General features: G+C 61.1%; 23 protein-coding genes. 5 read left to right on the top strand and 18 right to left on the bottom strand.

Annotation, left to right across the window (positions count from 1 at the left end; all coding sequences use genetic code 11):
• Window positions 1-127: 127 nt before the first annotated feature.
• The 3 genes from ABIE18_RS15175 to fdxA form a co-directional block, all read right to left on the bottom strand.
• Window positions 128-1411 (bottom strand): citrate synthase, encoded by a 1284-nt coding sequence (locus ABIE18_RS15175; RefSeq protein ID WP_224088206.1) that lies wholly within the window; start codon window positions 1409-1411, stop codon window positions 128-130.
• Window positions 1412-1643: 232 nt separating this feature from the next.
• Window positions 1644-2792: a succinyldiaminopimelate transaminase gene (dapC, locus tag ABIE18_RS15170; protein ID WP_499723509.1), complete on the bottom strand. Its 1149-nt coding sequence runs from the start codon at window positions 2790-2792 to the stop codon at window positions 1644-1646.
• A gap of 14 nt (window positions 2793-2806) precedes the next feature.
• Window positions 2807-3133, bottom strand: coding sequence for a ferredoxin (gene fdxA / locus ABIE18_RS15165; protein ID WP_018776555.1), 327 nt, complete (start codon window positions 3131-3133; stop codon window positions 2807-2809).
• Between the two features lie 134 nt (window positions 3134-3267).
• Between fdxA and ABIE18_RS15160 the strand changes: the two genes are divergently transcribed.
• Window positions 3268-3504, top strand: a complete 237-nt coding sequence (locus ABIE18_RS15160; protein WP_499723508.1) for a putative acetyltransferase — start codon at window positions 3268-3270, stop codon at window positions 3502-3504.
• Between the two features lie 21 nt (window positions 3505-3525).
• Here ABIE18_RS15160 and ABIE18_RS15155 read toward each other — a convergent pair whose 3' ends face one another.
• Window positions 3526-3915 carry a hypothetical protein gene (locus tag ABIE18_RS15155; RefSeq protein WP_499723507.1) on the bottom strand — a complete coding sequence of 130 codons (390 nt, stop codon included), beginning with the start codon at window positions 3913-3915 and terminating at the stop codon, window positions 3526-3528.
• A gap of 33 nt (window positions 3916-3948) precedes the next feature.
• Entirely contained in the window at window positions 3949-5865 is a 1917-nt protein-coding gene (gene typA / locus ABIE18_RS15150; RefSeq protein ID WP_431115831.1) for a translational GTPase TypA, read from the bottom strand.
• 281 nt (window positions 5866-6146) lie between these two features.
• Here typA and ABIE18_RS15145 point away from each other — a divergent pair, with 281 nt between their 5' ends.
• Window positions 6147-6998 carry an SGNH/GDSL hydrolase family protein gene (locus ABIE18_RS15145; protein WP_499723506.1) on the top strand — a complete coding sequence of 284 codons (852 nt, stop codon included), beginning with the start codon at window positions 6147-6149 and terminating at the stop codon, window positions 6996-6998.
• A gap of 155 nt (window positions 6999-7153) precedes the next feature.
• Here the strand turns inward: ABIE18_RS15145 and ABIE18_RS15140 are convergent, their stop codons facing one another.
• The 5 genes from ABIE18_RS15140 to ychF all read right to left on the bottom strand — a co-directional run bounded on the left by ABIE18_RS15140 (window position 7154) and on the right by ychF (window position 13956).
• On the bottom strand, window positions 7154-8863 hold the full coding sequence (locus ABIE18_RS15140; protein ID WP_499723505.1) for a dipeptide ABC transporter ATP-binding protein: 1710 nt from the start codon (window positions 8861-8863) through the stop codon (window positions 7154-7156).
• A 10-nt stretch (window positions 8864-8873) separates the two neighbouring features.
• Window positions 8874-9818, bottom strand: coding sequence for an ABC transporter permease (locus ABIE18_RS15135; protein ID WP_431115834.1), 945 nt, complete (start codon window positions 9816-9818; stop codon window positions 8874-8876).
• Window positions 9808-10737 (bottom strand): ABC transporter permease, encoded by a 930-nt coding sequence (locus ABIE18_RS15130; protein ID WP_499723504.1) that lies wholly within the window; start codon window positions 10735-10737, stop codon window positions 9808-9810. Before ABIE18_RS15130 ends, ABIE18_RS15135 begins: the two co-directional genes overlap by 11 nt.
• Window positions 10738-10861: 124 nt before the next feature.
• Window positions 10862-12544: a peptide ABC transporter substrate-binding protein gene (locus tag ABIE18_RS15125; RefSeq protein ID WP_499723503.1), complete on the bottom strand. Its 1683-nt coding sequence runs from the start codon at window positions 12542-12544 to the stop codon at window positions 10862-10864.
• Between the two features lie 326 nt (window positions 12545-12870).
• Window positions 12871-13956 carry a redox-regulated ATPase YchF gene (gene ychF, locus ABIE18_RS15120; RefSeq protein ID WP_499723502.1) on the bottom strand — a complete coding sequence of 362 codons (1086 nt, stop codon included), beginning with the start codon at window positions 13954-13956 and terminating at the stop codon, window positions 12871-12873.
• A 110-nt stretch (window positions 13957-14066) separates the two neighbouring features.
• Between ychF and ABIE18_RS15115 the strand changes: the two genes are divergently transcribed.
• Complete coding sequence (locus tag ABIE18_RS15115; protein WP_499723501.1) at window positions 14067-15314, top strand: DNA recombination protein RmuC; 1248 nt, start codon at window positions 14067-14069, stop codon at window positions 15312-15314.
• Between the two features lie 76 nt (window positions 15315-15390).
• Here ABIE18_RS15115 and ABIE18_RS15110 read toward each other — a convergent pair whose 3' ends face one another.
• Complete coding sequence (locus ABIE18_RS15110; RefSeq protein WP_431115839.1) at window positions 15391-16476, bottom strand: 4-hydroxy-3-methylbut-2-enyl diphosphate reductase; 1086 nt, start codon at window positions 16474-16476, stop codon at window positions 15391-15393.
• A gap of 9 nt (window positions 16477-16485) precedes the next feature.
• Entirely contained in the window at window positions 16486-17358 is an 873-nt protein-coding gene (locus ABIE18_RS15105) for a hypothetical protein (protein WP_499723500.1), read from the bottom strand.
• Window positions 17359-17559: 201 nt separating this feature from the next.
• Between ABIE18_RS15105 and xseA the strand changes: the two genes are divergently transcribed.
• The gene (gene xseA, locus ABIE18_RS15100) at window positions 17560-18837 is read left to right on the top strand and encodes an exodeoxyribonuclease VII large subunit (protein ID WP_499723499.1); all 1278 of its coding nucleotides are present in this window, start codon (window positions 17560-17562) and stop codon (window positions 18835-18837) included.
• 53 nt (window positions 18838-18890) lie between these two features.
• Entirely contained in the window at window positions 18891-19148 is a 258-nt protein-coding gene (locus ABIE18_RS15095; RefSeq protein WP_216925179.1) for an exodeoxyribonuclease VII small subunit, read from the top strand.
• A 97-nt stretch (window positions 19149-19245) separates the two neighbouring features.
• Here ABIE18_RS15095 and ABIE18_RS15090 read toward each other — a convergent pair whose 3' ends face one another.
• From ABIE18_RS15090 to ABIE18_RS15065, 6 genes are all read right to left on the bottom strand, one after another.
• A complete protein-coding gene (locus ABIE18_RS15090; protein WP_499723498.1) occupies window positions 19246-20100 on the bottom strand; it encodes a polyphosphate kinase 2 family protein in 855 nt (284 codons plus the stop codon).
• Window positions 20101-20152: 52 nt separating this feature from the next.
• Entirely contained in the window at window positions 20153-21373 is a 1221-nt protein-coding gene (locus ABIE18_RS15085) for a pyridoxal phosphate-dependent aminotransferase (protein WP_499723497.1), read from the bottom strand.
• A gap of 120 nt (window positions 21374-21493) precedes the next feature.
• The gene (locus tag ABIE18_RS15080; protein WP_499723496.1) at window positions 21494-22453 is read right to left on the bottom strand and encodes an ABC transporter substrate-binding protein; all 960 of its coding nucleotides are present in this window, start codon (window positions 22451-22453) and stop codon (window positions 21494-21496) included.
• Window positions 22450-23196, bottom strand: a complete 747-nt coding sequence (locus tag ABIE18_RS15075) for an ABC transporter permease (protein WP_499723495.1) — start codon at window positions 23194-23196, stop codon at window positions 22450-22452. The genes ABIE18_RS15080 and ABIE18_RS15075 overlap by 4 nt, the downstream gene beginning before the upstream one ends.
• Window positions 23193-23936, bottom strand: a complete 744-nt coding sequence (locus tag ABIE18_RS15070; RefSeq protein ID WP_499723494.1) for an ABC transporter permease — start codon at window positions 23934-23936, stop codon at window positions 23193-23195. Before ABIE18_RS15070 ends, ABIE18_RS15075 begins: the two co-directional genes overlap by 4 nt.
• Window positions 23936-25030, bottom strand: coding sequence for an ABC transporter ATP-binding protein (locus tag ABIE18_RS15065; RefSeq protein ID WP_499723493.1), 1095 nt, complete (start codon window positions 25028-25030; stop codon window positions 23936-23938). The genes ABIE18_RS15070 and ABIE18_RS15065 overlap by 1 nt, the downstream gene beginning before the upstream one ends.
• Between the last annotated feature and the right edge of the window lie 38 nt (window positions 25031-25068).

Here is a 25068-nt window from a genome sequence, read left to right as displayed (position 1 = left end):
GCGCCCCCCGCGGGGGGCCCCCGCCCCCCCCCCCCCCCGGCCCCCCCCCCCCCCCCCCCCCCCCGCCGCCCCCCCCCCCCCCCGCGGGGGGGGGGCGCCCGCCGTCGTGATTGACGCTGTTGACGTATCAGTTGGCCGGGTAGTTGCGCTCCGGCTCTCCTGTGTAGAGCTGCCGCGGGCGGCCGATCTTGGTCTGGGGATCGTTGATCATTTCGCGCCACTGGGCAATCCAGCCCGGGAGGCGGCCAATGGCGAAGAGGACGGTGAACATCTTCTCCGGGAAACCCATCGCCTTGTAGATCAGGCCGGTGTAGAAGTCCACGTTCGGGTACAGCTTGCGCTGGATGAAGTAGTCATCCGCCAGGGCCTTCTCTTCAAGGCGCATGGCGATGTCCAGCAGTTCGTCGTTGCCGCCGAGCTTGCCCAGGACCTCGTGGGCCGTTGCCTTGATGATCTTGGCACGGGGATCGTAGTTCTTGTAGACACGGTGACCGAAGCCCATGAGGCGGACGCCGTCTTCTTTGTTCTTGACCTTCTCCATGTAGTCCTCGGGCTTGATGCCCTCGGCCTGGATCTGGCGCAGCATCTTCAGCACGGCCTCATTGGCGCCGCCGTGGGCGGGGCCGAAGAGGGCGTTGATGCCGGCGGATACCGAAGCGAAGAGGTTCGCGTTGGAAGAACCCACCAAGCGGACGGTGGAGGTGGAACAGTTCTGCTCGTGGTCAGCGTGCAGGATGAGCAGCAGGTCCAGCGCCTTAACCACAACGGGGTCCAGCTCATACTGCTCGGCCGGGAGGCCGAAGCTCAGCCGCAGGAAGTTTTCCACCAGGTTCATGGAGTTGTCCGGGTAGAGCATCGGCTGGCCGATGGACTTCTTGTGGGCGTAAGCGGCAATAACGGGCAGCTTGGCCATGAGGCGGATGGTGGAAACTTCCACGTGCTCCGCGTTAAAGGGATCCAGTGAGTCCTGGTAGAACGTGGACAACGCCGAAACGGCCGAGGAAAGCACCGGCATGGGGTGGGCATCGCGCGGGAATCCGCCGAAGAAGCCCTTCAGTTCCTCGTGCAGGAGCGTGTGGTGGCGGATGCGCTGATCGAAGGCTTCCAGCTCCGTGGGCGTGGGAAGGTTGCCATAGATCAGCAGGTAGGAAACTTCAAGGAAGCTCGAGTGCTGGGCGAGTTGCTCGATCGGGTACCCGCGGTAGCGCAGGATGCCTGCGTCGCCGTCGATGTACGTGATGGCAGAGGTGGTGGCCGCTGTGTTCATGAAGCCGGGGTCATAGGCAACGGCGCCCGTCTGCTTCAGCAGCTTGGAAACGTCATAACCTTCGTTTCCTTCTACAACCTGGATGCGCGGCAGTTCAAGTTCGCCGCCGGCATGGCGCAGTGTCGCGCTGGTGGTCTCAGTCATGGAGTCCCCTTCATGAGGCCTCTGGGCCTCTATAGAACGCTTGTCCAACCAACTTCTGGTGACGTCGTCTTCGGCCCCACTGTTGCGGGGCTCCAACGACCGCAGTGCTTTCTTATTGAAGGCCACCATTGATAGTCAGTTAAAAAGCTACCGCCAGTAACCCTCCGGAACTAATCCGTTCCGTCCGGTTACTGGCGGAATGACGCGAGTTGTGGCACAAGTCACAGCATTGTTATGAGCTTGCGCTTAACCTCTCCACGGCTGCGTCAATGCGTTCATCGCTGCCGGTAAGTGCCACCCGGATGAAGCCGTTCCCGGCATCACCGTAGAAGACACCCGGACCTACGACGATCCCCAGCTCAGCAAAACGGGCCACCGTGTCCCATGTGGCTTCACCGGCCGTTGACCATAGATAAAGGCCGGCGTTGGAGTCATGGATCTGCAATCCGAACTTCTCAAGAGCCGGAACGATCCTCTCCCGACGCCCGCGGTACAAATCCTTCTGGGCAAGTACGTGGCCCGAATCGCCCAAAGCGACACGCATCGCCTCCTGCACCGGATAAGGCACGATCATCCCTGCATGTTTCCGGCTGTTAACAAGGTTGGCCATAATCGCAGAGTCACCAGCCACGAAAGCGGCCCGATAGCCGGCGAGATTGGACTGCTTACTCAGGGAATAGACGCAAAGCAGGCCATCCGTGGAACCACCGGAAACCCGCGGGTCCAGGATGCTCGGAACAGCTTCTCCCCCACGCTGGACATCCCACTCGCCCCAGCCCAGCTCGGCGTAGCATTCGTCGGAGGCCACTACGGCGCCGATTTCGCGCGCCTGACTGACGATCTGCTGTAGGGATTCAACGCTCCGGACACTGCCTGTGGGATTTCCCGGCGAATTGATCCAAACCAAGCGAACCCTTGCCCGAGTGGCTGCATCCAGTTCGTCCAGGCTATCCGCCGCTACGGCGGTAGCTCCTGCCAGCATCGCGCCGATATCGTAAGTGGGGTAGGCCACCGTAGGCCTGACCACGACGTCGTCAGTGCCAAGGCCAAGCAAGAAGGGCAACCAGGCGACGAGCTCCTTGGAGCCCACGGTGGGCATAACGTCCCTTGGATCCAGGTTGAGGACTCCGCGGCGGGTGGCGAACCAGTCCACAACAGCCTGCCTCAAGGCTTCGGTGCCATGCACAGTTGGGTAGCCGTGGGCATCCGACGCCGCAGCCAGGGCGTCGCGGATCAGCACGGGAGTGGGGTCAACCGGCGTTCCGATGGACAGGTTAACTGCGCCTCCGGGGTGCTTGGCGGCTGTGGCCACATACGGTGCCATGGCCTCCCACGGGTAGTCGGGCAGGTTAAGGCCAAAGGCCGGTGCCGCGGAAATCAAGGAAGCAACCGCCCTTAGTGGTCTTGGTTCTGCGGAGGCAAGGCTGCAATGAACGGGTGGTCCTTGCCCGTGTTCCCGATCTTCGCAGCACCGCCCGGGGAACCGAGGTCGTCAAAGAATTCGACGTTGGCCTTGTAGTAGTCAGCCCACTCTTCCGGGGTGTCATCCTCGTAGTAGATGGCCTCAACGGGGCATACGGGTTCGCAGGCACCACAGTCGACGCATTCATCAGGGTGGATGTAGAGGGAACGCTCACCTTCGTAAATGCAGTCAACAGGGCATTCTTCGATACATGCCTTGTCCTTGACATCTACACACGGCTGCGCGATTACGTACGTCACGTCCCAGACCTCTCCACGGTTTGTCCCGGCCATGCCGGGGTAATACGGCCGGCAGCATGCCGGACACTCAACTTCTGAGCCTATTATCCAACAGTGCTATGACGCCAACCTAGCCCGCGTCTTAGTATGAAACGGTGACTCCCCCGCATTTGCCACCCCGACAATTTCTGCTCAAAGCCCAGCCGGGCATTCGGGTGGTGGTTCGCTACAGGATTCAGGACGGCCTGACGGATGCGCTGGGTTATCTCGTGACCACCTCAGAAAGCAGCTGCACCGTACGAACGCGGACCTCCGACGTCGAAATTCCCTTGGCGTTGGTCATCGCAGCGAAAGAAGTTCCCCCACCGCCCCCGCGGCGCGGGCGGCCTTAGCGGCTGCGTACTGAACGCTACCTACACAACAGCTGTCCGCCATCGCTTCCTCAGGCGGCTGGCAACCAGAAGCATAATCAACGTGACCACAGCTATGCCAAACACCCAGACGTTGCCCACGACGTCGCCCAGCAACAGCTGTTTGTCGGGTCCTCCGGACGACAATGCACCGACGGTGGCGTAAGCAACCACCCCAGCTGCCGCCGTCGGGATTACTGAACCGGACCAGGCCGCCAGCCACAACTGGACCGACGCAAGCAGCAGCAGCGCGGCGCAGACACCCCAGGCGACGTCGACGCCGGATATCACCATGGCCTGCCGGTGCAATGCCGTTCCTGCCGCAGCGACAAAAAGAGCCGCCAGCACGGCCGCGGCCATGCCACGGGCCGTACTGGCGACTCCCTTGTTCATTCTGCTGTTCCGGCCGGGTTCAACCGGGCCGGACTAGGCCTTTGCGCGGGCGCGGTTGGCCTTGGCACGCTCGTTGGAATCGAGGATGAGCTTGCGGATACGGATGTCCTCCGGCGTCACCTCAACACACTCGTCTTCACGTGCGAATTCGAGGGACTCTTCGAGGGTCAGATCACGCGGCGGCGTCAGGTTCTCGAAGGTGTCCGAAGAAGCAGCACGCATGTTGGTGAGCTTCTTTTCCTTGGTGATGTTCACGTCCATGTCGTCAGCGCGTGAGTTCTCGCCCACGATCATGCCTTCGTAAACCTCGGAGGTGGGCTTCACGAAGAAGGAACCGCGCTCCTGCAGGTTGATCATGGCGAACGGGGTGACGACACCGGCGCGGTCGGCAACCATCGAACCGTTGGTGCGGTATTCGATGGGACCGGCCCACGGCTCGTAGCCTTCGGAGATGGAAGCCGCGATGCCGGCACCGCGGGTGTCGGTGAGGAACTTGGTGCGGAAACCGATGAGGCCACGGGCCGGAACGATGAATTCCATGCGGCACCAGCCAGTGCCGTGGTTGGCCATGTTGGTCATGCGGCCCTTGCGGGCTGCCATGAGCTGCGTCACGGCACCGAGGTACTCTTCGGGGACGTCGATGGTCATGTGTTCCATCGGCTCGTGGATCTTGCCGTCGATGGTCTTGGTGACTACCTGCGGCTTGCCAACGGTCAGCTCGAAACCTTCGCGACGCATCTGCTCAACGAGGATTGCAAGCGCGAGCTCGCCACGGCCCTGTACTTCCCAAGCGTCGGGACGCTCGGTGGGCAGAACCTTGATGGAGACGTTACCGATCAATTCCTTGTCCAGGCGGTCCTTCACCTGGCGGGCGGTGACCTTGGCGCCCTTGACCTTGCCGGCCAGCGGCGAGGTGTTGATACCGATGGTCATGGAGATCGCCGGGTCATCCACGGTGATCAACGGCAGCGGCTGCGGGTTCTCGGCGTCCGTAAGGGTTTCACCGATGGTGATTTCCTCGATGCCTGCCACGGCAACAATTTCACCCGGGCCTGCCGATTCGGTGGGAACGCGCGTCAGGGCCTTGGTGGCCAGGAGTTCGGTGATCTTGACGTTCTTGAGTTCACCGTTGGCACGGGCCCAGGCAACCGTCTGGCCCTTGCGGAGCGTGCCGTTGTAGATGCGGAGCAAGGCGAGGCGGCCAAGGAACGGCGAAGCGTCCAGGTTGGTCACGTGCGCCTGGAGCACGCCATCCGGGTTGTAGGTGGGAGCCGGGATGTGCTCAATGATGGTCTTGAACAGGGGCTCAAGGTCCTCGTTCTCCGGGGCGGAGCCGTTCTCCGGCTGCTCCAGGGAGGCGCGGCCAACCTTGGCAGCAGCGTAGACGACCGGAACTTCGAGGACCTTGTCCAGGTCCAGGTCCGGAACTTCGTCGGCAAGGTCCGAAGCCAGGCCCAAGAGCAGGTCCATGGATTCGTGGACAACCTCATCGATGCGGGCGTCGGGACGGTCCGTCTTGTTGACCAGGAGGATCACCGGAAGGTGCGCAGCAAGGGCCTTGCGGAGCACGAAGCGGGTCTGGGGCAGCGGACCCTCGGAGGAGTCGACCAGCAGGACGACGCCGTCGACCATGGAAAGACCGCGCTCAACCTCGCCACCGAAGTCGGCGTGGCCGGGGGTGTCGATGACGTTGATGGTAATGGTTTCGCCGTTGGACGACGGGCCATTGTAGGCAACCGTGGTGTTCTTGGCGAGGATCGTGATGCCCTTTTCGCGTTCCAGGTCACCGGAGTCCATGACGCGGTCCTCAACCTCACCGTGGGAAGCGAAGGAGTTGGTCTGCTTGAGCATGGCGTCGACCAGGGTGGTCTTGCCGTGGTCAACGTGTGCGACGATCGCGACGTTGCGCAGATCGCTCCGCGACGCAGTGTTGGTGATGGTTTCAGACATGCGTTGATGACTCGTTTCAGTGGTGAAGTCAGTTGTTTGTATCCGCGCGCATACCTGATCACCTGATCGGAACACACAACGAAAAGACCCCGGGACACAGGGCACCTACAGCAAGTCTAAACGCAGTTGCATTTATCATCCTAAAAAGCAAGCCATTTAGGCCTTAATTGTGGCGCCCATCACAGCACATCACGCTTTAGTAACCGGCAGTCAAGATGCTGGATTTTCTGTTTCCTTTGCCCCATGATTGCTGCAGAACCAGTGCCATACGGAGACCTACGATGCGCAAAGCCTCGGCCGCGTTCCGCCTGCTCGCACCTTTGATCGCCGTTGGCGTTCTTGTGGTCGGCTGCGGACCAAACCAAGCAACCCCACAATCCGCCCCCTCGCGCTCAGCCGCGCCCGTTCCCGCAGAGACGTCCGCAGCAGACAAACCCCGAACGATAGCGCCCACCCCGAGTGCCCTGGACCTGCCAGTGGGTTCGCTCTACAGGAATCCGGCGAACAACCGCGACGAAGTGGTCCTGGCCGACGTGCGCCACACGGCCGTATTGATTGGCGATTCCCAGGCCATGCCCAAGGACTCATGGCCGCAAAGGGGAATCGCCGCGCTTGGATACAAATTGCATGTCGTGGGCATGGGTGGCACGGGGTTCGTGGCCTCCAACGGCAAGACGGGCAATTACATCGACGCACTCCAGCGTGGAGATTGGTTGCTGCCCTACGGAGATCCGCCGCTGATCGTGGTCCAGGGTGGCGGCAACGACGCCTCACAAAAGGCCACTGACGCCCAGATCACGAGTAATGCCGACCGGCTCCTCGCTGCGCTCAAGAAGCGCTATCCCGGTGCCCGGCTGGCAATGATCGGGACGTTGGCCCGCGGAGCCGACAACGGTGGCGGTCGCCGTTCCGAGGTGGACACACTCCTTGGCCGGATCGCCGCCAAGCAAGCGATCCCGTTTGTCAGCGCGGGCGACTGGTTGACCCGCTACGATGCCGTTGCCGACCTCCAGGACGGCGTCCACCTCAAGCCATCCGGGCACGCGAAGTTGGGCAGCGTTCTGGCGAGGGAGCTGGGCGCTCTTGGCTTGACAGCCCGCCCGGACACGGATTCGTCCGTTTCACCCCAATAACGGCCGTTGTGGGGCCTGCTTTGCGCCCTATATAGGTGCTTTGGCACGTAGAGCAGGCCTCACAACGAGTGATTAACGGCAAGAGCCGGTGGTTCCCTCTCGTGGGAACCACCGGCTCTCGCTGGTGTCTCGTCGGCAGAAAAGTACGACGCCGGTCACGCCACCGCGGGCGGCAGCAGCAGCGATCCGCCAGGAATGGCATCCAACAGGGCCTGCGTGTACGCCTCGCGCGGGTTGTCGAAGACATCGTCCGTGCTGCCCGTTTCCACGAGCTGGCCCTTTTCCATGACGCAGACGTGGTCCGCGATCTGGCGCACAACGGCGAGGTCATGAGTGATGAACAAGTACGTCAGACCAAGGTTGTCCTGAAGATCTGCCAGGAGGTTCAGCACCTGTGCCTGGACGAGTACGTCCAACGCGGAAACGGCCTCATCACAGATGATTACTTCAGGGTCCAATGCCAAGGCACGGGCAATGGCAATGCGCTGCCGCTGTCCACCGGAAAGCTCGTTCGGATACCTCTGCATCATGGACTGTGGCAAAGCCACCTGGTCCAACAGCTCGCGTACCTTCTTTTCGCGGCTGGCCCCATTTCCGATCTTGTGCACGCGGAGAGGCTCTTCGATGGTCCGGAAGATGTTGTACATCGGGTCCAGGGAGCCGTAAGGATCCTGGAAAATCGGCTGTACCCGCCGCCGGAACTTGAAGAGGTCCTTGCCTTTGAGTCCAGCTGTATCGACGCCGTCGAACACAATCTGGCCCTCGGTGGGCTTCTCCAGTTGGAGAACCATCTTGGCCACGGTGGATTTACCCGAACCCGACTCCCCCACAATCGCCGTGGTGGTTCCACGCTTGACGTTGAAGCTGATGTCGTCCACAGCAGCAAAGTCTGAGGTTTGACCCAGGCCCTGCCGCAGCTTGTAGATCTTCCGGAGGTTCCGGATCTGCAGGACCTCGTCAGTTGCGCGTGCTTTGGCTACCGCGACAGGAGCCAAGAGGTCGCTGGCTTCCACGCCCTGCTCCTTCGCCACCTGAATGCGGCGGGAGGCGAGCGAGGGCGCCGATTCCACGAGGCGCCTCGTGTAAGGGTGCTGCGGGTTCTGCAGCAATTCCAGTGAAGGACCCGCCTCCACAACGTTGCCCTGGTACATAACGACTACCTTGTCCGCGCGCTCGGCAGCAAGGCCGAGGTCGTGGGTGATCAGCAGCACCGATGTACCGAGCTCCGTAGTCATTTTGTCCAGGTGATCCAGGATCTTGCGCTGGACGGTGACGTCCAATGCAGAGGTAGGCTCATCCGCAATCAGAAGCTTGGGCTGGCAACTCAGGCCGATAGCGATGAGAGCCCGCTGGCGCATACCGCCGGAGAACTCGTGCGGATACTGCTTGGCTCGCCGCGCAGCATCGGGAAGACCCGCCTCCGCCAAAACACGGGCGACGTCTTCGGGGCCGTCCGGACGACCATTGGCTTTGAGGGTCTCGCGAACCTGGTAGCCGATCTTCCACACGGGATTCAGGTTGGACATTGGGTCCTGGGGAACCATACCGATGTGGCTACCGCGGAGTTCAATCATGCGCCTTTCAGGTGCATGGGAGATGTCCTCGCCGTCCAGCAGAATCTGCCCACCCGAGACGCGTCCATTGTTCGGCAACAAGCCGATGGCAGCCAAGGCCGTCGTCGACTTTCCTGAACCGGACTCCCCGACAATCGCGACGGTTTCGCCGGGCATGATGGTCAAGTGGGCGTTTTTGACGGCCTTCACTTCACCCGAGCCGGTCTTGAAGGTGATGGCCAGATCCTTGATTTCCAGGATTGGCCGTACCTGTGCCGTGACTTCATTGATTCTTACGTTGGCAGAAGCCATGTTCGCCTCCTTAGCGCTGACGGCTCTTGGGATCAAGAGCATCGCGAACGGCGTCGCCAAGCATGATGAAGCTCAGGACGGTGATGGACAGGGCGGCTGCCGGATAGAGCAGGATTCCGGGGTTGGTTCGAATAGAGGCATTGGCTGCTGAAATGTCGTTACCCCACGACATCACGCTGGTAGGCAGCCCGACGCCAAGGAAGGACAATGTCGCTTCCAGGACGATGAATACGCCGAGCTCCAGGGTGGCCAGTACGATCACGGGTGCAAGGGCGTTCGGCAGCGCGTGCTTGACCAAGGCACCGAACTTGGACACACCTAGGGATCGAGCCGCAGTAACGAAGTCCGCGTTGCGCACCTCAATAACTGCGCCTCTGGTAATACGGGCCATTTGCGGCCAGGCCAGCAGGGATATGGTCAGGACCACGGTCCACACGCTCCTGTTCTCGCGGAACAGCGGCAACTGCGTGATCACCAGGGCGCCGAGGATGATCGGCAAGGCGAAGAAAATGTCGCCGAGACGGGCCAGGACCGCATCCAACCAGCCACCGTAGTAGCCAGCCAATGCGCCGAGCGTCACACCGATGATGATCACCGCGAGGACGGACAGGATGCCCACAGACAAAGAAGCTTGCGTGCCATGGATGACCCGGGAATAGACGTCACAGCCTTGCAGGGTGAAACCAAGCGGGTGTCCTGAGGTTGGGCCCGCCTCAGAGTTGGCCAACTGGCAGTCGTTGTTGGGCGCCACGCTGGTAAACAGCCCTGGGAAGAGGGCAACCGTCAGCAACAAAAGGATCAGCAGCGAGGAGACGATGAACATGGGACGGCGGCGCAGCTTTCGCCACGCATCGGCCCATAGGCTCAGGGGTGCCTGATCCGTCTTGACGGCGTCAGTGGCCAGCAGCGGGGTTTCATCGACAGGGGCAACGAAGTGTTCGGTATTACTGGTCATAGCGGATCCTCGGGTCAAGCCAGGCGTACAGGAGGTCAACCAAGAGGTTGGTCACGACGAAAACCAAGACCAGGACACTCACGATCGCAACAATGGTGGGACCCTCGCTGCGTTGAATGGCTTGGAAGAGTTTGTTCCCAACTCCCGGGACGTTGAAGATGCCCTCGGTGACGATGGCGCCCCCCATCAGGCCGCCTAGGTTTGCGCCCAGGTAGGTCACAACAGGGATCAGCGAGTTCCTCAGGATATGGGCCATGATCACACGGGGACGCGAAAGGCCCTTGGCCGTGGCAGTACGCACGTAGTCTGCGTTCATGTTCTCGCTGACAGACGCCCTGGTGAGGCGAAGGACATATGCGAAGGAGACCAGCCCCAAAACCACTGCCGGGAGTATTAGGTTGCCCCAGTCCGCATTGGCGCCAACTGTCGGCTTGGCCCAACCGAGCTGGACGCCAAAGACCAATTGGAAGACGAACCCGAGAACGAAGGTAGGAACAGCGATGACCAGGAGCGAGACTATGAGGACGGTGGAGTCGAAGAGCTTTCCCTTTCGAAGGCCGGCGAAGACACCGAAGGCAATACCGAAGACTGCCTGGATGATCAGTGCTTCCACGGCGAGCATTGCTGTGACGGGGAATGCCCGGGCCAGAGCAGCAGCGATGGGCTGCTGGGTGAAGTCGACTCCAAGGTTGAAGGTAAACAGGTTCTTCAGGAAGATCCCATACTGCACCCAGAACGGCTGGTCCAGGTTGTATTGGGCCCGCAGGGCGTCGATGACACTCTGCGGAGGCTGGCGATCGCCGAAGAGGGCAGCGATCGGATCTCCGGGTAGTGCGAAGACCATGTAATACACGAGGAGTGTGGTCCCGAGGAAGACGGGAATCACTTGGAGGAGCCTACGCAAAATGTAGCGAACCACGATTCACCCCTCCCCATGGGTCGAGTGTTGGTGTGTCATGTTTGCCTTCCTGCCGAGGCAAGCATTAGGGGCCCGGCGCACTGGCCGGGCCCCCATGCCTTACGGCAAGTTCAGATCCTGAGGACTACTTGGCCGCGATATCGAAGTAGCGGATGCCGCCGTTCCAACCGGTTTCAGCTGAGACAACGTTGTTGCTCCACACGATCGGAGTCGCCCTGTACCAAAGCGGCAGGCCTGGGAGATCCTGGAACAGGATTTCCTGCGCCTTGTTGAACTTGGTGTTTGCATCTTCAGGGGTCTTGGCAGCAAGGCCTTCCTTGAGGAGCTTGTCGAACTCAGGGTTCGAGTACTTCTCGTAGTTCGACGATGCGTTGGTGGCCCAAACCGGTCCGAGGAAGTTGTAGAGCGACGGGTAGTCACCCTGCCAGCCGGCGCGTGTCAGGCCCGGGAGGGACTGGGACTTGCGCAGGTCCAGTACTTCAGCAAACTTGGCGAACGGCTGGATTTCAGCGTTGATGCCGAGGTTGTTCTTGAAACCGTTTGCGACGGCGTCGATCCATTCTTTGTTGCCACCATCGGTGTTGGAAGCAATCTGCAGCGGCTTGGAACCGTCGTACGGCTTGATCTTTTCAGCCTGCGCCCAAAGATCCTTGGCCTTCTGTACGTCGAACTTCAGGACGTCACTGCCCGGGATGTGGTCGTTGTAACCATCGAGAACGGGAGCCGTGAATTCGGTAGCCGGCGTACGCGTGCCGTTGTAGATCACCTTGGTGATTTCTTCGCGGTTGATCGCGTGGGACAAGGCCTGACGGCGCAGCTTGCCCGCTTCACCCTGGAAGTTCGGGTTGTAGCCCGGGATGTTCAGGGTGGAGTTGTTGGCGTTCGGCCGAGTTGAGTTCCGGTCTGGGAAGTCCGTCGTGTAAGTCTTCAGGGCATTCGACGGGACTACGTCCGTGACGTCGAGGTTGTCAGCCTGGAGATCCGTGTATGCGGGACCCGGATCCGTGTAGAACTTGAAGGTTACGCCACCATTCTTGGCAGCACGCGGACCACTGTAATCAGGGTTCTTGACCAGGGAGATCGACTGGTCATGCACCCAGGCGCCTTCCTTCGCGAACTTGTACGGGCCGTTGCCGATCGGGTTTTCGCCAAACTTCTTCGGGTCCTTAAGGGCCTCCGAAGGAAGCGGATAGAAGGCGGAGTAGCCGAGTCGCAGCGACCAGTCAGCCTCAGGCTGGGACAGCTTCACCGTGATGGTTTGGTCATCCTTGGCAGCCAGACCGGACATTGTCTGCGCGGTGGGAGCCGGAGTGGAGGTCTTCTTGCCATCGGCGCCCGTGGTTTGGGTGACGGCGCTGACATCGGCGTAGCCGTCGATCGACTCGAAGAAGAAGCCGTTGTTCTGGAGGTTGGTGCTCAGCGCCGCGAAGTTCCAGGAATCAACAAACGTCTTGGCTGTGATGGCCTCGCCATTGGTGAACTTAGCTCCCGACTTAACCTTGATGGTCCAGTTCTGCGAATCCGTTGTATCGATCGACTCCGCCAGCGCGTTGACGGGCTTTCCGTTGGAGTCGTAGGCACGAAGGCCCTCGAAAAGGAGCTCGACGACGCGGCCACCGTACACCTCGTTGGTGTTGGCGGGGAGCAGCGGGTTCTGTGGTTCGTTGCTGTATGCGGAAATGACCTTGTTTGGGTCGCTTGCGGCAGAGCTGTTCGTGTTGCTGCCGGAGCCGCCGCCGCAACCGGTCACTGCGAGGGCGATTATCGCCGCTACGCCTAGAGCTTTGGAAGTGCGCGAGAAACGCATTCCGCCTCCTATGAGTCGTGGAGTTGATCAGGGGAAATTTGTGATGACCCCCAGGCGCAGACACAGTTTCCTACTGTGACGTTGCCTACATGTGTGTGTAAGCCTACCCACATTGTGTCCGGATGTTGGGACTCGCTGGCCAAACTGTAACCGTTCCGCAACCTCTACATGCCTAAATCGACAGGGATTTCAAGTCAAAAGCTACTGGGTGGTAATATTCGCTGTCTGACAGCAGGACAAGCTGTTTTTCGGCACAAAAAAGGGCCTCGGTTCATGTTCTGAACCGAGACCCTTTACAACATCGCTGCCCAGGGCAGCATCCTTGTTTAGACGTTGAAGCGGAACTCCACCACGTCGCCGTCGGCCATGACGTACTCTTTGCCTTCGATGCGGACCTTGCCGCGGGACTTCGCCTCGGCCATGGAGCCGGCGTCGATGAGGTCATCGAATGAGACAACTTCGGCCTTGATGAAGCCGCGCTGGAAGTCAGAGTGGATCACGCCGGCGGCCTGGGGCGCGGTGTCGCCCTGACGAATTGTCCATGCGCGGGTTTCCTTGGGACCGGCCGTGAGGTAGGTCTGCAGGCCGAGGGTGTGGAAACCAACGCGTGCCAACTGGTCCAGGCCGGATTCGCTCTGGCCGTTCATTTCCAGCATTTCGCGGGCTTCTTCCTCGTCCAGTTCAACGAGGTCGGATTCGAGCTTGGCGTCGAGGAATACGGCATCTGCGGGAGCCACCAGGGCACGCAACTCGTCCTGCTTTTCCTGGTCACCGAGGATGCCTTCATCGGCGTTGAAGACGTAGATAAAGGGCTTTGCAGTGAGAAGTCCGAGCTCCTTGAGGTGCCCCATCTCCAACTTGTCGCTCTTGATCGAAGAGAAGATGGTGTCGCCGCGTTCCAGAACTGCCTGGGCAGCCTTGATGGCGGCCAGTTCGGCTGCTTCGCGCTTCTTGATCTTGACTTCTTTTTCGATACGCGGGATCGCGTTTTCGATAGTCTGAAGGTCTGCCAGGATCAGCTCGGTGTTGATGGTCTCCATGTCGGAGCGCGGATCAACCTTGCCATCGACGTGGATGACATCAGGATCGTCAAAGACCCGAACAACCTGAGCGATGGCCTCTGCCTCGCGGATGTTGGCAAGGAACTTATTGCCCAGGCCTTCGCCCTCGGAGGCGCCCTTCACGATGCCGGCAATGTCCACGAAGGACACAGGAGCGGGAAGCAACTTCTGGGAACCAAAGATCTCCGCCAGCTTGGCCAGACGGGGATCCGGCAGGTTAACGACACCGACGTTCGGTTCGATCGTTGCGAACGGATAGTTCGCAGCAAGCACCTGGTTGCGGGTCAGTGCGTTGAAAAGAGTTGATTTGCCGACGTTGGGCAGTCCGACGATGCCAATAGTAAGAGCCACGAGCATTTATTCTACCCGTTGCCGCGATGACCGTGCTTGTTCGCTCCTGAAGGCAACGCCGTCGACTGCCCTGCGCTAATACTGTCGGACCCCTATGACAGGGTTGCCACATGGATGGATTTGGATTTGTTTTGGCATTGCTCATGCTGCTGATCGGAGCGGCAGTGGGACTCAGCAGTGCATATGTGGTCTTTCGACGCCGGACGGTCGGCTTGGAGGAGGACTTCGACGCCGTTTCGTCGCGCCTTTCGGAGGTAACTGCCCAGCTCGCAGCAGCCGACGCCGAACGCCGGCTTCTGTTCGCACAGAACCGGGAGCTGAGTGATTCAAGGACCTCAGACGGCAGTGTGCTGCGGGCCTTGGGGCCCGTGGCCGAGAAGCTCACTGCGGTACAGCAGCAGGTCTCGCTTCTGGAACGCGACCGGGTGGAGCAATATGGTCAGCTGGCACAGCAACTCCAGGACGCCAGGTTGTCCGACGAACAGCTTCTACGCTCCACACATGCCCTCGCTTCTGCACTCCGATCCAACAGTGCCCGCGGTCAGTGGGGCGAGGTTCAGTTACGCAGGGTTGTCGAAGCCTCCGGGATGCTCCGCCACGTGGACTTCCACGAGCAAGTGCACTCCGGCCGGAGCGAGAACACGCTGCGTCCGGACCTTGTGGTGCAATTGCCAGGCGGCAAGCAACTTGTGGTGGATGCCAAGGTCCCGTTGGCTTCCTATCTGGCGGCGCAGGAACAGGTGCACGGTGAAGGCTCCATGGGTGAATCAGTCGCGCCAACGGCCAACCAGGATTCCAAGACGCTCCTGGCACAGCACGCCAAGGCACTCAAAGCCCACATCGATGCCCTCGCAGCCAAGAAGTACTGGGACATTCCGGGCAACTCCCCGGAGCTCGTCATCTGCTTCCTCCCCGCGGAGTCGATTTTGGCTTCAGCCCTTGAAGCCGATCCCGCGTTGTTGGAGCACGCCCTTTCCCGGAACGTCGTCCTGGCCTCGCCGGGAACACTGCTGGCGGTCCTCAAGTCCGTCGCCTTCACGTGGCGACAGGATGTCCTGACCGACAGCGCCCACGAACTCTTCGAGCTGGCCAAGCAGCTCTACGAACGGATGGGCACGCTGGGCGAGAACGTCGGGAAGCTCGGAAGTTCGCTGAAGACATCTGTGGATCGATATAACGCGATGGTCGGCACACTGGAAGCACGCGTACTTCCCACGGCGCGAAAACTCAACACCATGGACGACGCCGGATTGGCTACGCCCATGTCCGTGGAAGCAGTACCCCGGGCCTTGGCTGCCCCTGAGCTCCTTGCCTTGGACTCCCAGGATTCAGCAGCCCAAGAGGAGTCTGCAGCTTAAAGGAAGGCCCGCTGTGGCAGCTTCCCAAAGGGTGGCTGCCACAGCGGGCCTTCTAAATACATCCAAATAAGTACGTCTAGGACGTAGGACGGTTCCCGCGGCCACCAAGGGCCCGGCTCACGTCGCCAGCTTCCTTGAGGGTGGCCCGCAGCTCCTTCGGCAAAGAGAAGAGAAGGTCTTCCTCGGCCGTGACCACTTCCTGGACTTCGCCATAGCCGTAGTCCGCCAAAAGCCGGAGGACGTCCTGAACGAGCACTTCGGGAACGGAAGCCCCCGAGGTCACACCCACTGTGGCCACGCCCTCGAACCAGCTCTCATCTACCTCGTTCGCGAAATCCACGCGGTATGAGGTCCGGGCCCCATACTCAAGTGCCACTTCAACGAGGCGCACCGAATTGGATGAGTTCGCCGAACCCACCACAATGACCAGATCGGCCTGTGGAGCGATCTTCTTGATGGCCACTTGGCGGTTGGTTGTGGCATAGCAGATATCGTCGCTGGGCGGATCCTGCAACGTGGGGAACCGGTCCTTGAGCAGGCGGACGGTCTCCATGGTCTCGTCCACACTCAGGGTGGTCTGCGAGAGCCAGATAGTCTTCTCGGGATTCCGCACGGTGACTTTGTCTACCTCGTGAGGGCCGTTGATGATCTGGATGTGCTCCGGTGCCTCGCCGGCTGTTCCTTCGACTTCCTCGTGGCCCTCATGGCCGATGAGCAGGATGTCGTAGTCCTCCTTGGCGAAGCGCACAGCTTCACGGTGGACCTTGGTAACAAGGGGGCAGGTGGCGTCAATGGTGCGAAGGCCGCGGTCTTCGGCGGACTGGACCACAGCAGGAGACACGCCATGCGCCGAGAAGATCACCAAGGCGCCTTCAGGAACCTCATCCGTTTCTTCGACGAAAATGGCGCCTTGCTCTTCGAGGGAGCTGACGACGTGCACGTTGTGGACGATCTGCTTGCGGACATAAACGGGTGGTCCGTAGTGTTCCAGGGCTTTCTCGACAGCAATGACAGCCCTGTCGACGCCGGCACAATAGCCACGAGGAGCTGCCAGCAGAACCTTCTTGGGTCCAGTAACCGGCGCCGCCGCCTGAACCTCTTCCGGTGATCGCCGTCTGCGGGGCACCGTGGGCATCGGAATGGAAACTGCTGTGCTGGTCATCCCTCCATGCTACCGGCCCGGCCCCTGGCCGCTGGCAGAAGGTGACGGCCGTCTCGCGGACAGGATCCAAGCGATGATCCCCAGTGCCAGGAATGCGCCGGACACCACGGCAGCGATGACAATCCATTCACCGAAGCCCGTCCGGACGGCCGAAAAGAACTCCTGCTTGAACAGCTCTGCAACACCGTTGCCACTGGAGAGGCTTCCCATGAGTCCGCCCGCCAGATCCACCACCGCCGACCACAGCGCAGCAAGCACCAAGCCCCCAAGTCCGAGGGCGACCATCACCAAAGAGCGGCGACGCGCAGCAGCGAGGGCCAACAGGACCGAAACAACCGCCCCCAGGGCGGCAAGCCACCAGAGCGGGGCGAAGGCCGCCACCCGCTCAACCAGTTGCTTTTGGGACGGTTCACCCATGGTCACCAAACTTTCCGCCGGGACCTCAATCTGTAGTCCGCTGGCAGAGGACAAACGGTCGCGGATAAGCCTGATGAGTGGGCCAATGTCCAGGAGCAACGCTGTATGTGACACCGTCTCCTCCGGTTGCTTCCCCGCTCCGAAGTTCAACCGATGACTGTTCCTGGCCGTTTCTTCCCATGCTTTGGGATACTCAGGCCATGACTGCATTCCGGAGGCAGCTTCCCTGAGGGCATCCGCAGCCACCGATTTGAGTGGTTCCGGAAGATTTACGGAGGATTCGAAGTTCCCCACTGCGGCGGTAGCAAGTCGGCTTTGGAACTCGGGATCCTTGCCCAGCGCGCTGGCCAGGTGGACGAAGCCGTCCTCCTTGACCACGTTGGCGTCCGCCCAAGCGGCCGGAACTGCGACGGCCGTGAGCAACAAAGCGAGGACCACTGCCACCGCGGAAACGAAACTGCGCAAAAGTCATCCTCGGGGTATGGGGCCAGTGCCACCATCCTAGGTCTGTCCACAGGATAGGAAAAATGTCGGGGTCCACTGCTAAAGCTATGGATAGAGTTGGAAGGCCGGCCCGGAACTGATTGCGCACGGGACCGATTGGCCGCGACCACGGCCGCACAGCTAGCGAGGATATACACATGCAGGTAAACGCACGGATCACCCATGGCAGCTGACGCGACCCCGGAATCGACGCTGCCAGGTACCGCTGCGGAGACCAGCCCGGATAACCCTTGGCCCCTGCAGCTGCTGTCCAGGAAGCTGAAGGCCCACATCGAGCGCGCTCCCGCAGCGTGGATCGAGGGTCAGGTCATCGAACTCAACCGTCGTGGCGGGAACGCCTTCCTGACACTCCGGGACGTCGATGCCGAGATCTCCTTACCGGCATCCGTGTGGTCCACGGTCCTCGATCGCCAGAAAATACCCCTTGAACGCGGTTCCCGGGTGGTCGCCCTGGTCAAGGCCGACTTCTGGGTCAAGACCGGACGCCTGAATATGTCCGTCAAGGACATCCGGCCTGTGGGCTTGGGTGATCTCCTTGCCAGGATCGAGCGGTTGCGTCAGGCCCTTGCCGCAGAAGGCCTGTTCGCCGACTCCCGGAAACGCAAGTTGCCCCTGCTCCCCCACCGGATTGGACTCATCACAGGGCGGGATTCGGATGCCAAGAAGGATGTCCTCCGTAATGCGGCACTCCGGTGGCCGGCCGTTGAGTTCGACGTTCGCGAGGTAGCTGTCCAGGGCAATACGGCCGTTGCACAGATCATTGCCGCGCTCCGTTCGTTGGATGCCGATCCACATGTGGATGTCATAGTCCTCGCCAGAGGTGGCGGCGCTTTGGAAGATCTTCTGCCGTTCAGCAATGAGGACTTGATCAGGGCCGTGGCTGCGGCAACAACGCCAGTGGTCAGCGCCATTGGCCACGAAGCAGATCGTCCCATCCTGGACGATGTGGCTGACCTGAGGGCCTCGACACCCACCGACGCCGCGAAACGCATCGTCCCTGATGTCACTGAAGAACTCGCCATGGTCCGCCAGGCCCGGGACCATCTTCGCCGGAGCATTGGCAGGATGGTGGACAGGGAGACGGACCGGCTCCACGCGTTGAGGTCGCGGCCCGTTCTGGCAACGCCGGACACCATCGTTGCAGCGCGATCAGAGGACATCACCCGTCTTCAGCGGAGGTCGCATGCCGCCGTCAGCACAGCCGTGGTCCGGGCGCTGGACCAAGTCCACCACTTGCGTGCCCAGGTACGCGCGTTGTCTCCACAAAAGACCTTGGACCGCGGCTACGCCGTTGTCCAGATCGTCGGTGAAGACCAAGCTGGACACACAGTGGTCAGCAGCCCGGCTCAGACTCCCGAAGGCACGCCGTTGGCCATCCGCGTGGCCGAAGGCCGCTTCAGGGCTCTGTCCACCGGGCAAGCACAACTCGTCGAGCGCTGATTTCGCGGCAGCTGCACGGCACATACACTCATCATCGAATGCGAAGGACCACCATGACAGAGAACAATCCCGCAGCACCTTCACCGGATTCCTTGGATTCCCTCAGTTACGAGGAAGCCCGCGAACAACTTGTGGCGGTGGTCAGCCGGTTGGAAGCAGGCGGAGCCAGCCTTGAGGAATCGCTGGCGCTATGGGAGCGGGGCGAGGCGTTGGCAAAACGTTGTGAGGACTGGCTTGAGGGCGCCCGCAAACGGCTGGCTACAGCCAGGGACGCTACCAACGACGGCGGAGCTGCCGCCGGCACAGACTAGCCGGGTCCTCGACTAGGCAGCTCCTGGATTAGCTGGCGCTGAAACTAAACCGGCTCCGGGAGACCAGCTCACATGACGAAACGACAGATTCCGCCGTTCAGGATTCCTCCACAAGTGCACGTTCAGTAGCGACGTCGAAATCCGCCTTCGGCCACTCCAGGGACAAGCCCTCCAAGGCGTCCAAAAGCAACTGCTGGACTGCGATCCGCGCGTACCACTTCTTGTTTGCCGGAACAACGTGCCAGGGGGCGATGTCCGTGGACGTCTTCTCAAAGGCCGTGTTGTAGGCATCCATATAGTCATCCCAGAAGGCCCGCTCCGCGAGATCAGCCCGGTTGTACTTCCAGTGCTTGCTGGGATCATCAAGCCGCGCGAGAAGACGCTTCTTTTGCTCATCCTGGCTGATGTTGAGCATGACCTTGACGATGGTGGTTCCCTGCTGGACCAGTCTGGACTCGAAATCATTTATAGCGGCGTAGCGCCGTTCCAGTTCCCCGGCGTCCGCCCATGCATGGACGCGGTGGATCAGGACGTCCTCGTAGTGGGAGCGGTCAAAGACTCCCACCATTCCAGCGGCTGGCGCCTCTTTCTCGATGCGCCACAGAAAGTCGTGCGACTTTTCTTCGTCAGTGGGTGCCTTGAACGCCTTCAGCTGCACGCCCTGGGGATCCATGGCGCCCACGACGTGGCTGACGATGCCTCCCTTGCCCGCAGTATCCATGGCCTGAAGAATCAGCAGCAGCCGCTTGTTGCTCCCGAACTTCCCCTCTGCGAACAGCTTCTCCTGCAGTTCAGCGAGCCGGGCATCCTGCGCAGCCAACAAAGACTTGCCGTCGGCCTTTGCGCCGGAGTAGCCAGGTGTGGCCGAGGGATCGACGCTGGCCAGTGAAAACCCGGGCCCAACCCTCAACGCCTTGGCTGGACTTTCGGCGAACTCAACTGCAACGGGCATGGCTTGCCTTTCTGCCTGAACGCGACCTCGTGACGCGGCCATGGACCTCAGGCTAGTTCCCGGGGTACCTCGACAGGAAGTCCGCCATGCGGCCAATTGCCTCTTCAATATCCTTGACGTTGGGCAGAGTCACCATCCGGAAGTGGTCCGGCCGTACCCAGTTGAAGGCACGTCCGTGGGAGACCAGGATCTTCTGTTCCTTCAGCAGGTCCAGGACGAACTTCTCGTCGTCGCGTATGTGGTAAACGTCTGGATCCAGCTTGGGAAACAGGTAGAGGGCGCCCCTGGCCTGCTGTGTGCTGACACCCGGAATCGCGTTCAGGAGGTCGTACGCTTTGTTGCGCTGCTCCAGGAGCCTGCCACCGGGCAGGATGAGATCGTTGATGCTCTGGTAGCCGCCAAGAGCTGTTTGTATGGCGTGCTGTGCCGGGACGTTGGCGCACAAGCGCATATTGGCCAGCAGGTTGATGCCTTCAAGGTAATCGGCAGCATCCTTCTTGGGCCCGGAAATGGCCATCCAGCCGGCGCGGTAGCCGCAAACACGGTAGGCCTTGGACAGTCCGCTGAACGTCAGGCACAGGACGTCGTCCCCGGTCAGTCCGGCAAGGTTCACATGGACAGCGTCTTCGTAAAGGATTTTCTCGTAGATTTCATCGGCAAACAGGACCAGGCCATGCTTTTCGGCCAAAGCAACGATCTGTTTGAGCGTGTCCTCGGGATAGACGGCGCCCGTGGGGTTGTTCGGATTGATGACCACGATCCCCTTGGTCCGCGGCGTGATCTTGGATTCCAGGTCCTCAAGATCAGGCTGCCACCCCGACTCCTCATCACAGAGGTAGTGGACGGGTCGGCCGCCAGCCAGGGCAACGGAAGCCGTCCACAGCGGGTAGTCAGGCGTGGGAATAAGCACCTCGTCGCCATCTTCAAGGAGGGCCATGAGGGACATGGTGATGAGTTCGCTGACCCCGTTGCCGAGGTAGATGTCATCAACGTGGATGTTCTGGATCCCGCGGGTTTGGTAGTACTGGGATACGGCCGTCCGGGCCGAGAAAATGCCGCGGGAATCGCTGTAGCCCTGGGCATTGGGCAGGTGCCGGATCATGTCCACCAAAATGGCGTCAGGCGCTTCAAAGCCAAAGGGAGCCGGGTTTCCGATGTTCAGTTTGAGGATGCGGTGACCCTCTGCCTCCATCTGCTGGGCGGCCTGAAGAATCGGTCCACGGATGTCGTAAAGGACATTATGAAGCTTGGTGGACTGCTTGAAATTCGCCATTCATCAAATATGCCACACCGGGGATGGACTTCAGTTGAGACTTAACTCACAGATACGACGACGGCGGTGACAGCCCCGCCCGGGTCCGTCACCGCCGTCGTACGCGGTTTGCGTCAAGCGCTACTTAACGATGCCCTTGTCTTTCAGCCACGCAGCTGCGGCATCCTTGGGGCTCTGCTTCTGGTCGCCGCTGACTGCGCGGTTCAGGTCCACAAGATCATCCGTGGTCAGGATTTTGGACACGTTGTTGAGTGCGTCCTTGGCCTTGTCCGACATTTTGGCCTTGTTGTAGAGCGGCAATACTTGCTGGGCCTTGAAGTTGTTCTTGGGATCTTCCAGGACCACGAGGTCGTTGTCGGCGATCGAGGGGGTGGTGGTGTAGATGTCAGCCACCTGGACCTTATCCTCCAACAGCGCCTGGAGCGTCAGGTTACCGCCGCCGTCGTTGAATGGCTGCAGGCCCTTGAGTTCGCAGTTGTAGTTCTTCTTCAGCCCGGGGAAACCGTAAGCGCGTGTCTCGAACGTAGCAGGGGCCGCCATCGTGAAGTCCTTGCAGACCTTGGCGAGGTCCTCGATGGACTTGAGCTGGTACTTCTCGGCGGTCGCCTTGGTGACCACCATGGCATCCTTGGACTCCGCCTTTGCCGGATCAAGCACTGCCAGCCCTTGCGGAAGCTTGCCCGGGAGCGCCTTGTACACATCCTCAGCCGAGACCTCCGTGGCCTCCGGATCAACGTAGGAGAGCAGGTTGCCGGAGTAGTCCGGGACGAGATCCACGGACCCGTCCTGGACAGCCTTGAAGTAGATTTCGCGCGAGCCGATGTTCGGCTTGGTAGTGGCCGTAATGCCTGCCGCGTTCAGGGCGCCCGCGTAGACCTCGCCAATCACCTGGCTCTCCGGAAAATCGGCCGACCCAACGACAAGCGGCCCACTGGAACCGCTGGATCCGCCGGGAGCAGAAGTGGACGGAGTGGCCAAAGGGCTGCCGCCGCACGCGCTCAGGGCGAGGGCCACACCGACGCCGGCCGCGAGGCCGCCGAGTCCACGGCGCGTAAGGGTCATGGGAACGGGATTTTTCATGGTGTACCTCCTTGAACGGCAGCCGCGGCGGGAGCTGTGGCTGTGAGATCGTCGGCCGCCGTATGGCGTCCGCTTGAGTCGAGGGTGAGGCCAGGGGAAAGGACCAGCCTCTGTAAGGCGGCCAGAACGAGGTCCACTGCGATCGCGAGGGCAGCGATCAGGAGCGATCCACCAAGCATCCGCGGAAAGTCCTGCAGGACAAGCCCATCGAACAAATACCGGCCCAGGCCACCCAGCGGCAAGTAGGCGACTACCGAAACTGTGGCAATCACTTGCAGAACAGCTGTCCGGATGCCACCGAACAAGACTTGGAGGCCATTGGGGAGCTCAACGCGGAACAGGATCTGAAGCTCCGTCATGCCCATGGCCCGGGCTCCGTCCACCACTGTGGCATCCACGCTGGAGATACCCGCGTATGTCCCGGCAAGCAGCGGTGGAACCGTCAGGATCACCAGCGCCCACACCGGCGGCATCAAACCGCTGCCCGCCAACAAGGCAAAGAGGACCAGCAGACCCAGGGTAGGCAGGGCCCGCAGGGCACCGGCGACGGCCACCGCGACCACCCTGCCGCGTCCTGTGTGGCCAATGTAAAGTCCCACGGGCACCGCAATGGCCGCGGCGATGAGGAGAACCAGCCCGCTGTACTGCAGGTGCTCGGACAGCCGGGTGGGAATGCCTCCGCTCCCCGTCCAGTGAAGGGGGTCCGTCAGCCAGGCAATGGTGTCCGTAAAAACGTTGCTCATGCTGATGCCCCCGGATCCGGCCGTACCGGGGCGTGGGGCAAGGATGGTCCGGTCTTCGGTTCAGCGAGCAAAGCGGTGCCGTTCTTGCGTTCGCTCCGTCCGCCAGCTGCCGCACGTGTCCACGGAGTCAGGAGACGCTCCAGTACCACCAGGACAGCATCCATGATCAAGGCAAGGACAAGGATAGCGATGATGCCAACCACGACTTCGGTGACGAAGGTCCTCTGCAAGCCATCGGTAAACAGGATTCCAAGGTTGCCAACTCCCAGCAGGGCGGCAACGCTAACGAGCGAGATGTTGCTGACCGAGACCACGCGGAGCCCGGCGAAAAGAACCGGCAGTGACAGCGGGAGATCCACCTGGAAGAACCGGGCCGAGGGCTTGAATCCCATGGCTACAGCAGCATTTCGAAGATCGTCGTCAACCGAGTCAAACGCATCCATGGCCGCACGTACCAGCAAGGCCACCGCATAGATCGTCAACGCGACCACGACGTTGAGGGGATCGAGGATTCGTGTGCCCAGGATGGTGGGCAGGATGATGAAGAGCGCCAGGGACGGGATGGTGTAGAGCAAGGACGTAGCCGTGGCCACCACAGACCTCAAGGTACTGTTGCGCCGGGCAAGCTGCGCCAAGGGAATTGAGATCAGCAGCCCAAGAAGCATCGGAATGAGTGCGAGCACGAGGTGCTGGCCGGCCAAGCCGAACACCAAGCCAATGTTCTCAAGGAACCACTCCATCAGGTGGCGTCCTCCCTGTGGCGGCGGACTTCCTCAATCAAGGCAAGGACTTCCGGCGCCTTCAAGACACCGGCCACCCTGCCGTCGTCGTCCACGGCAACGCCCAATCCCGACGGCGAGGACAACGCCGAATCCAGCGCCCGGCGCAAAGTGTCTCCCTTATGGAAGAGTGAACCGCCGGGGATCAGCCCGGCACCGTCCCGGGGTGAGGACCACCCGAGGGGACGTGATTCGTCATCGACCACCAACGCCCACTCCCCCGTCCGGCGGCCGGCGTTTTGGCCCTCGGTTTGTCCCACCATGGTTACGGGGTGGAGCCTCACGGAGTCTGCGACGTCGAAGGCGAGGTGGCGGAAACCACGGTCCCTGCCCACGAAGGAGGCCACGAAATCGTTGGCCGGTGCCCGGAGGATCTCTTCCGGGGCGGCATATTGGGCAAGCTTGCCGCCAACAGCAAAGACTGCCACCTTGTCGCCCAGCACCGTGGCCTCGTCAATATCATGCGTGACAAACACGATGGTTTTAGCCAGCTCACGCTGAAGGCGCAGGAGTTCCTGCTGGAGTTCATCGCGAACCACCGGGTCCACGGCGCTGAACGGCTCGTCCATCAGAAGCACCGGTGGATCGGCTGCGAGCGCGCGTGCCACTCCCACGCGCTGCTGCTGACCGCCGGACAGTTGCGAGGGATACCGCTTGCCAAGAACCGAAGCCAGTCCCACGACGTCGAGAAGTTCTGCGGCACGTTTGCGCGCATCCGCTTTGGAGACGCCGTTGAGCCGCGGAACCGTGGCGATGTTGTCCAGAACGGACCGGTGCGGGAGCAGACCGGAGGACTGCATGACATAGCCCATGGAACGGCGAAGCTGCGCTGCCGGAACGGTGGAAACATCCTGGCCTGCCACTGTGATGGTCCCTGAGCTCGGCTCTACCATGCGGTTGATCATGCGCAGGGAAGTCGTCTTGCCACACCCCGAGGGACCGACGAGGACGGTGATGGCTCCCTTGTCGATGGACATGGTCAGGTTGTCGACGGCCGGCTGGCCGCCTTGATATCGCTTAGTCACGCTCTGGAACTCAATCATGGCTTCAGCCATACCCTGGCCTATCGTTGGCGGACAATCTTCACCCAGCG

The organism is Arthrobacter sp. 2762 (genome assembly GCF_040548745.1).
Taxonomy (GTDB): Bacteria; Actinomycetota; Actinomycetes; order Actinomycetales; family Micrococcaceae; genus Arthrobacter.
The sequence above is the reverse complement of the archived record's forward strand: the minus strand, read 5'-3'. Positions and strand labels throughout refer to the sequence as shown.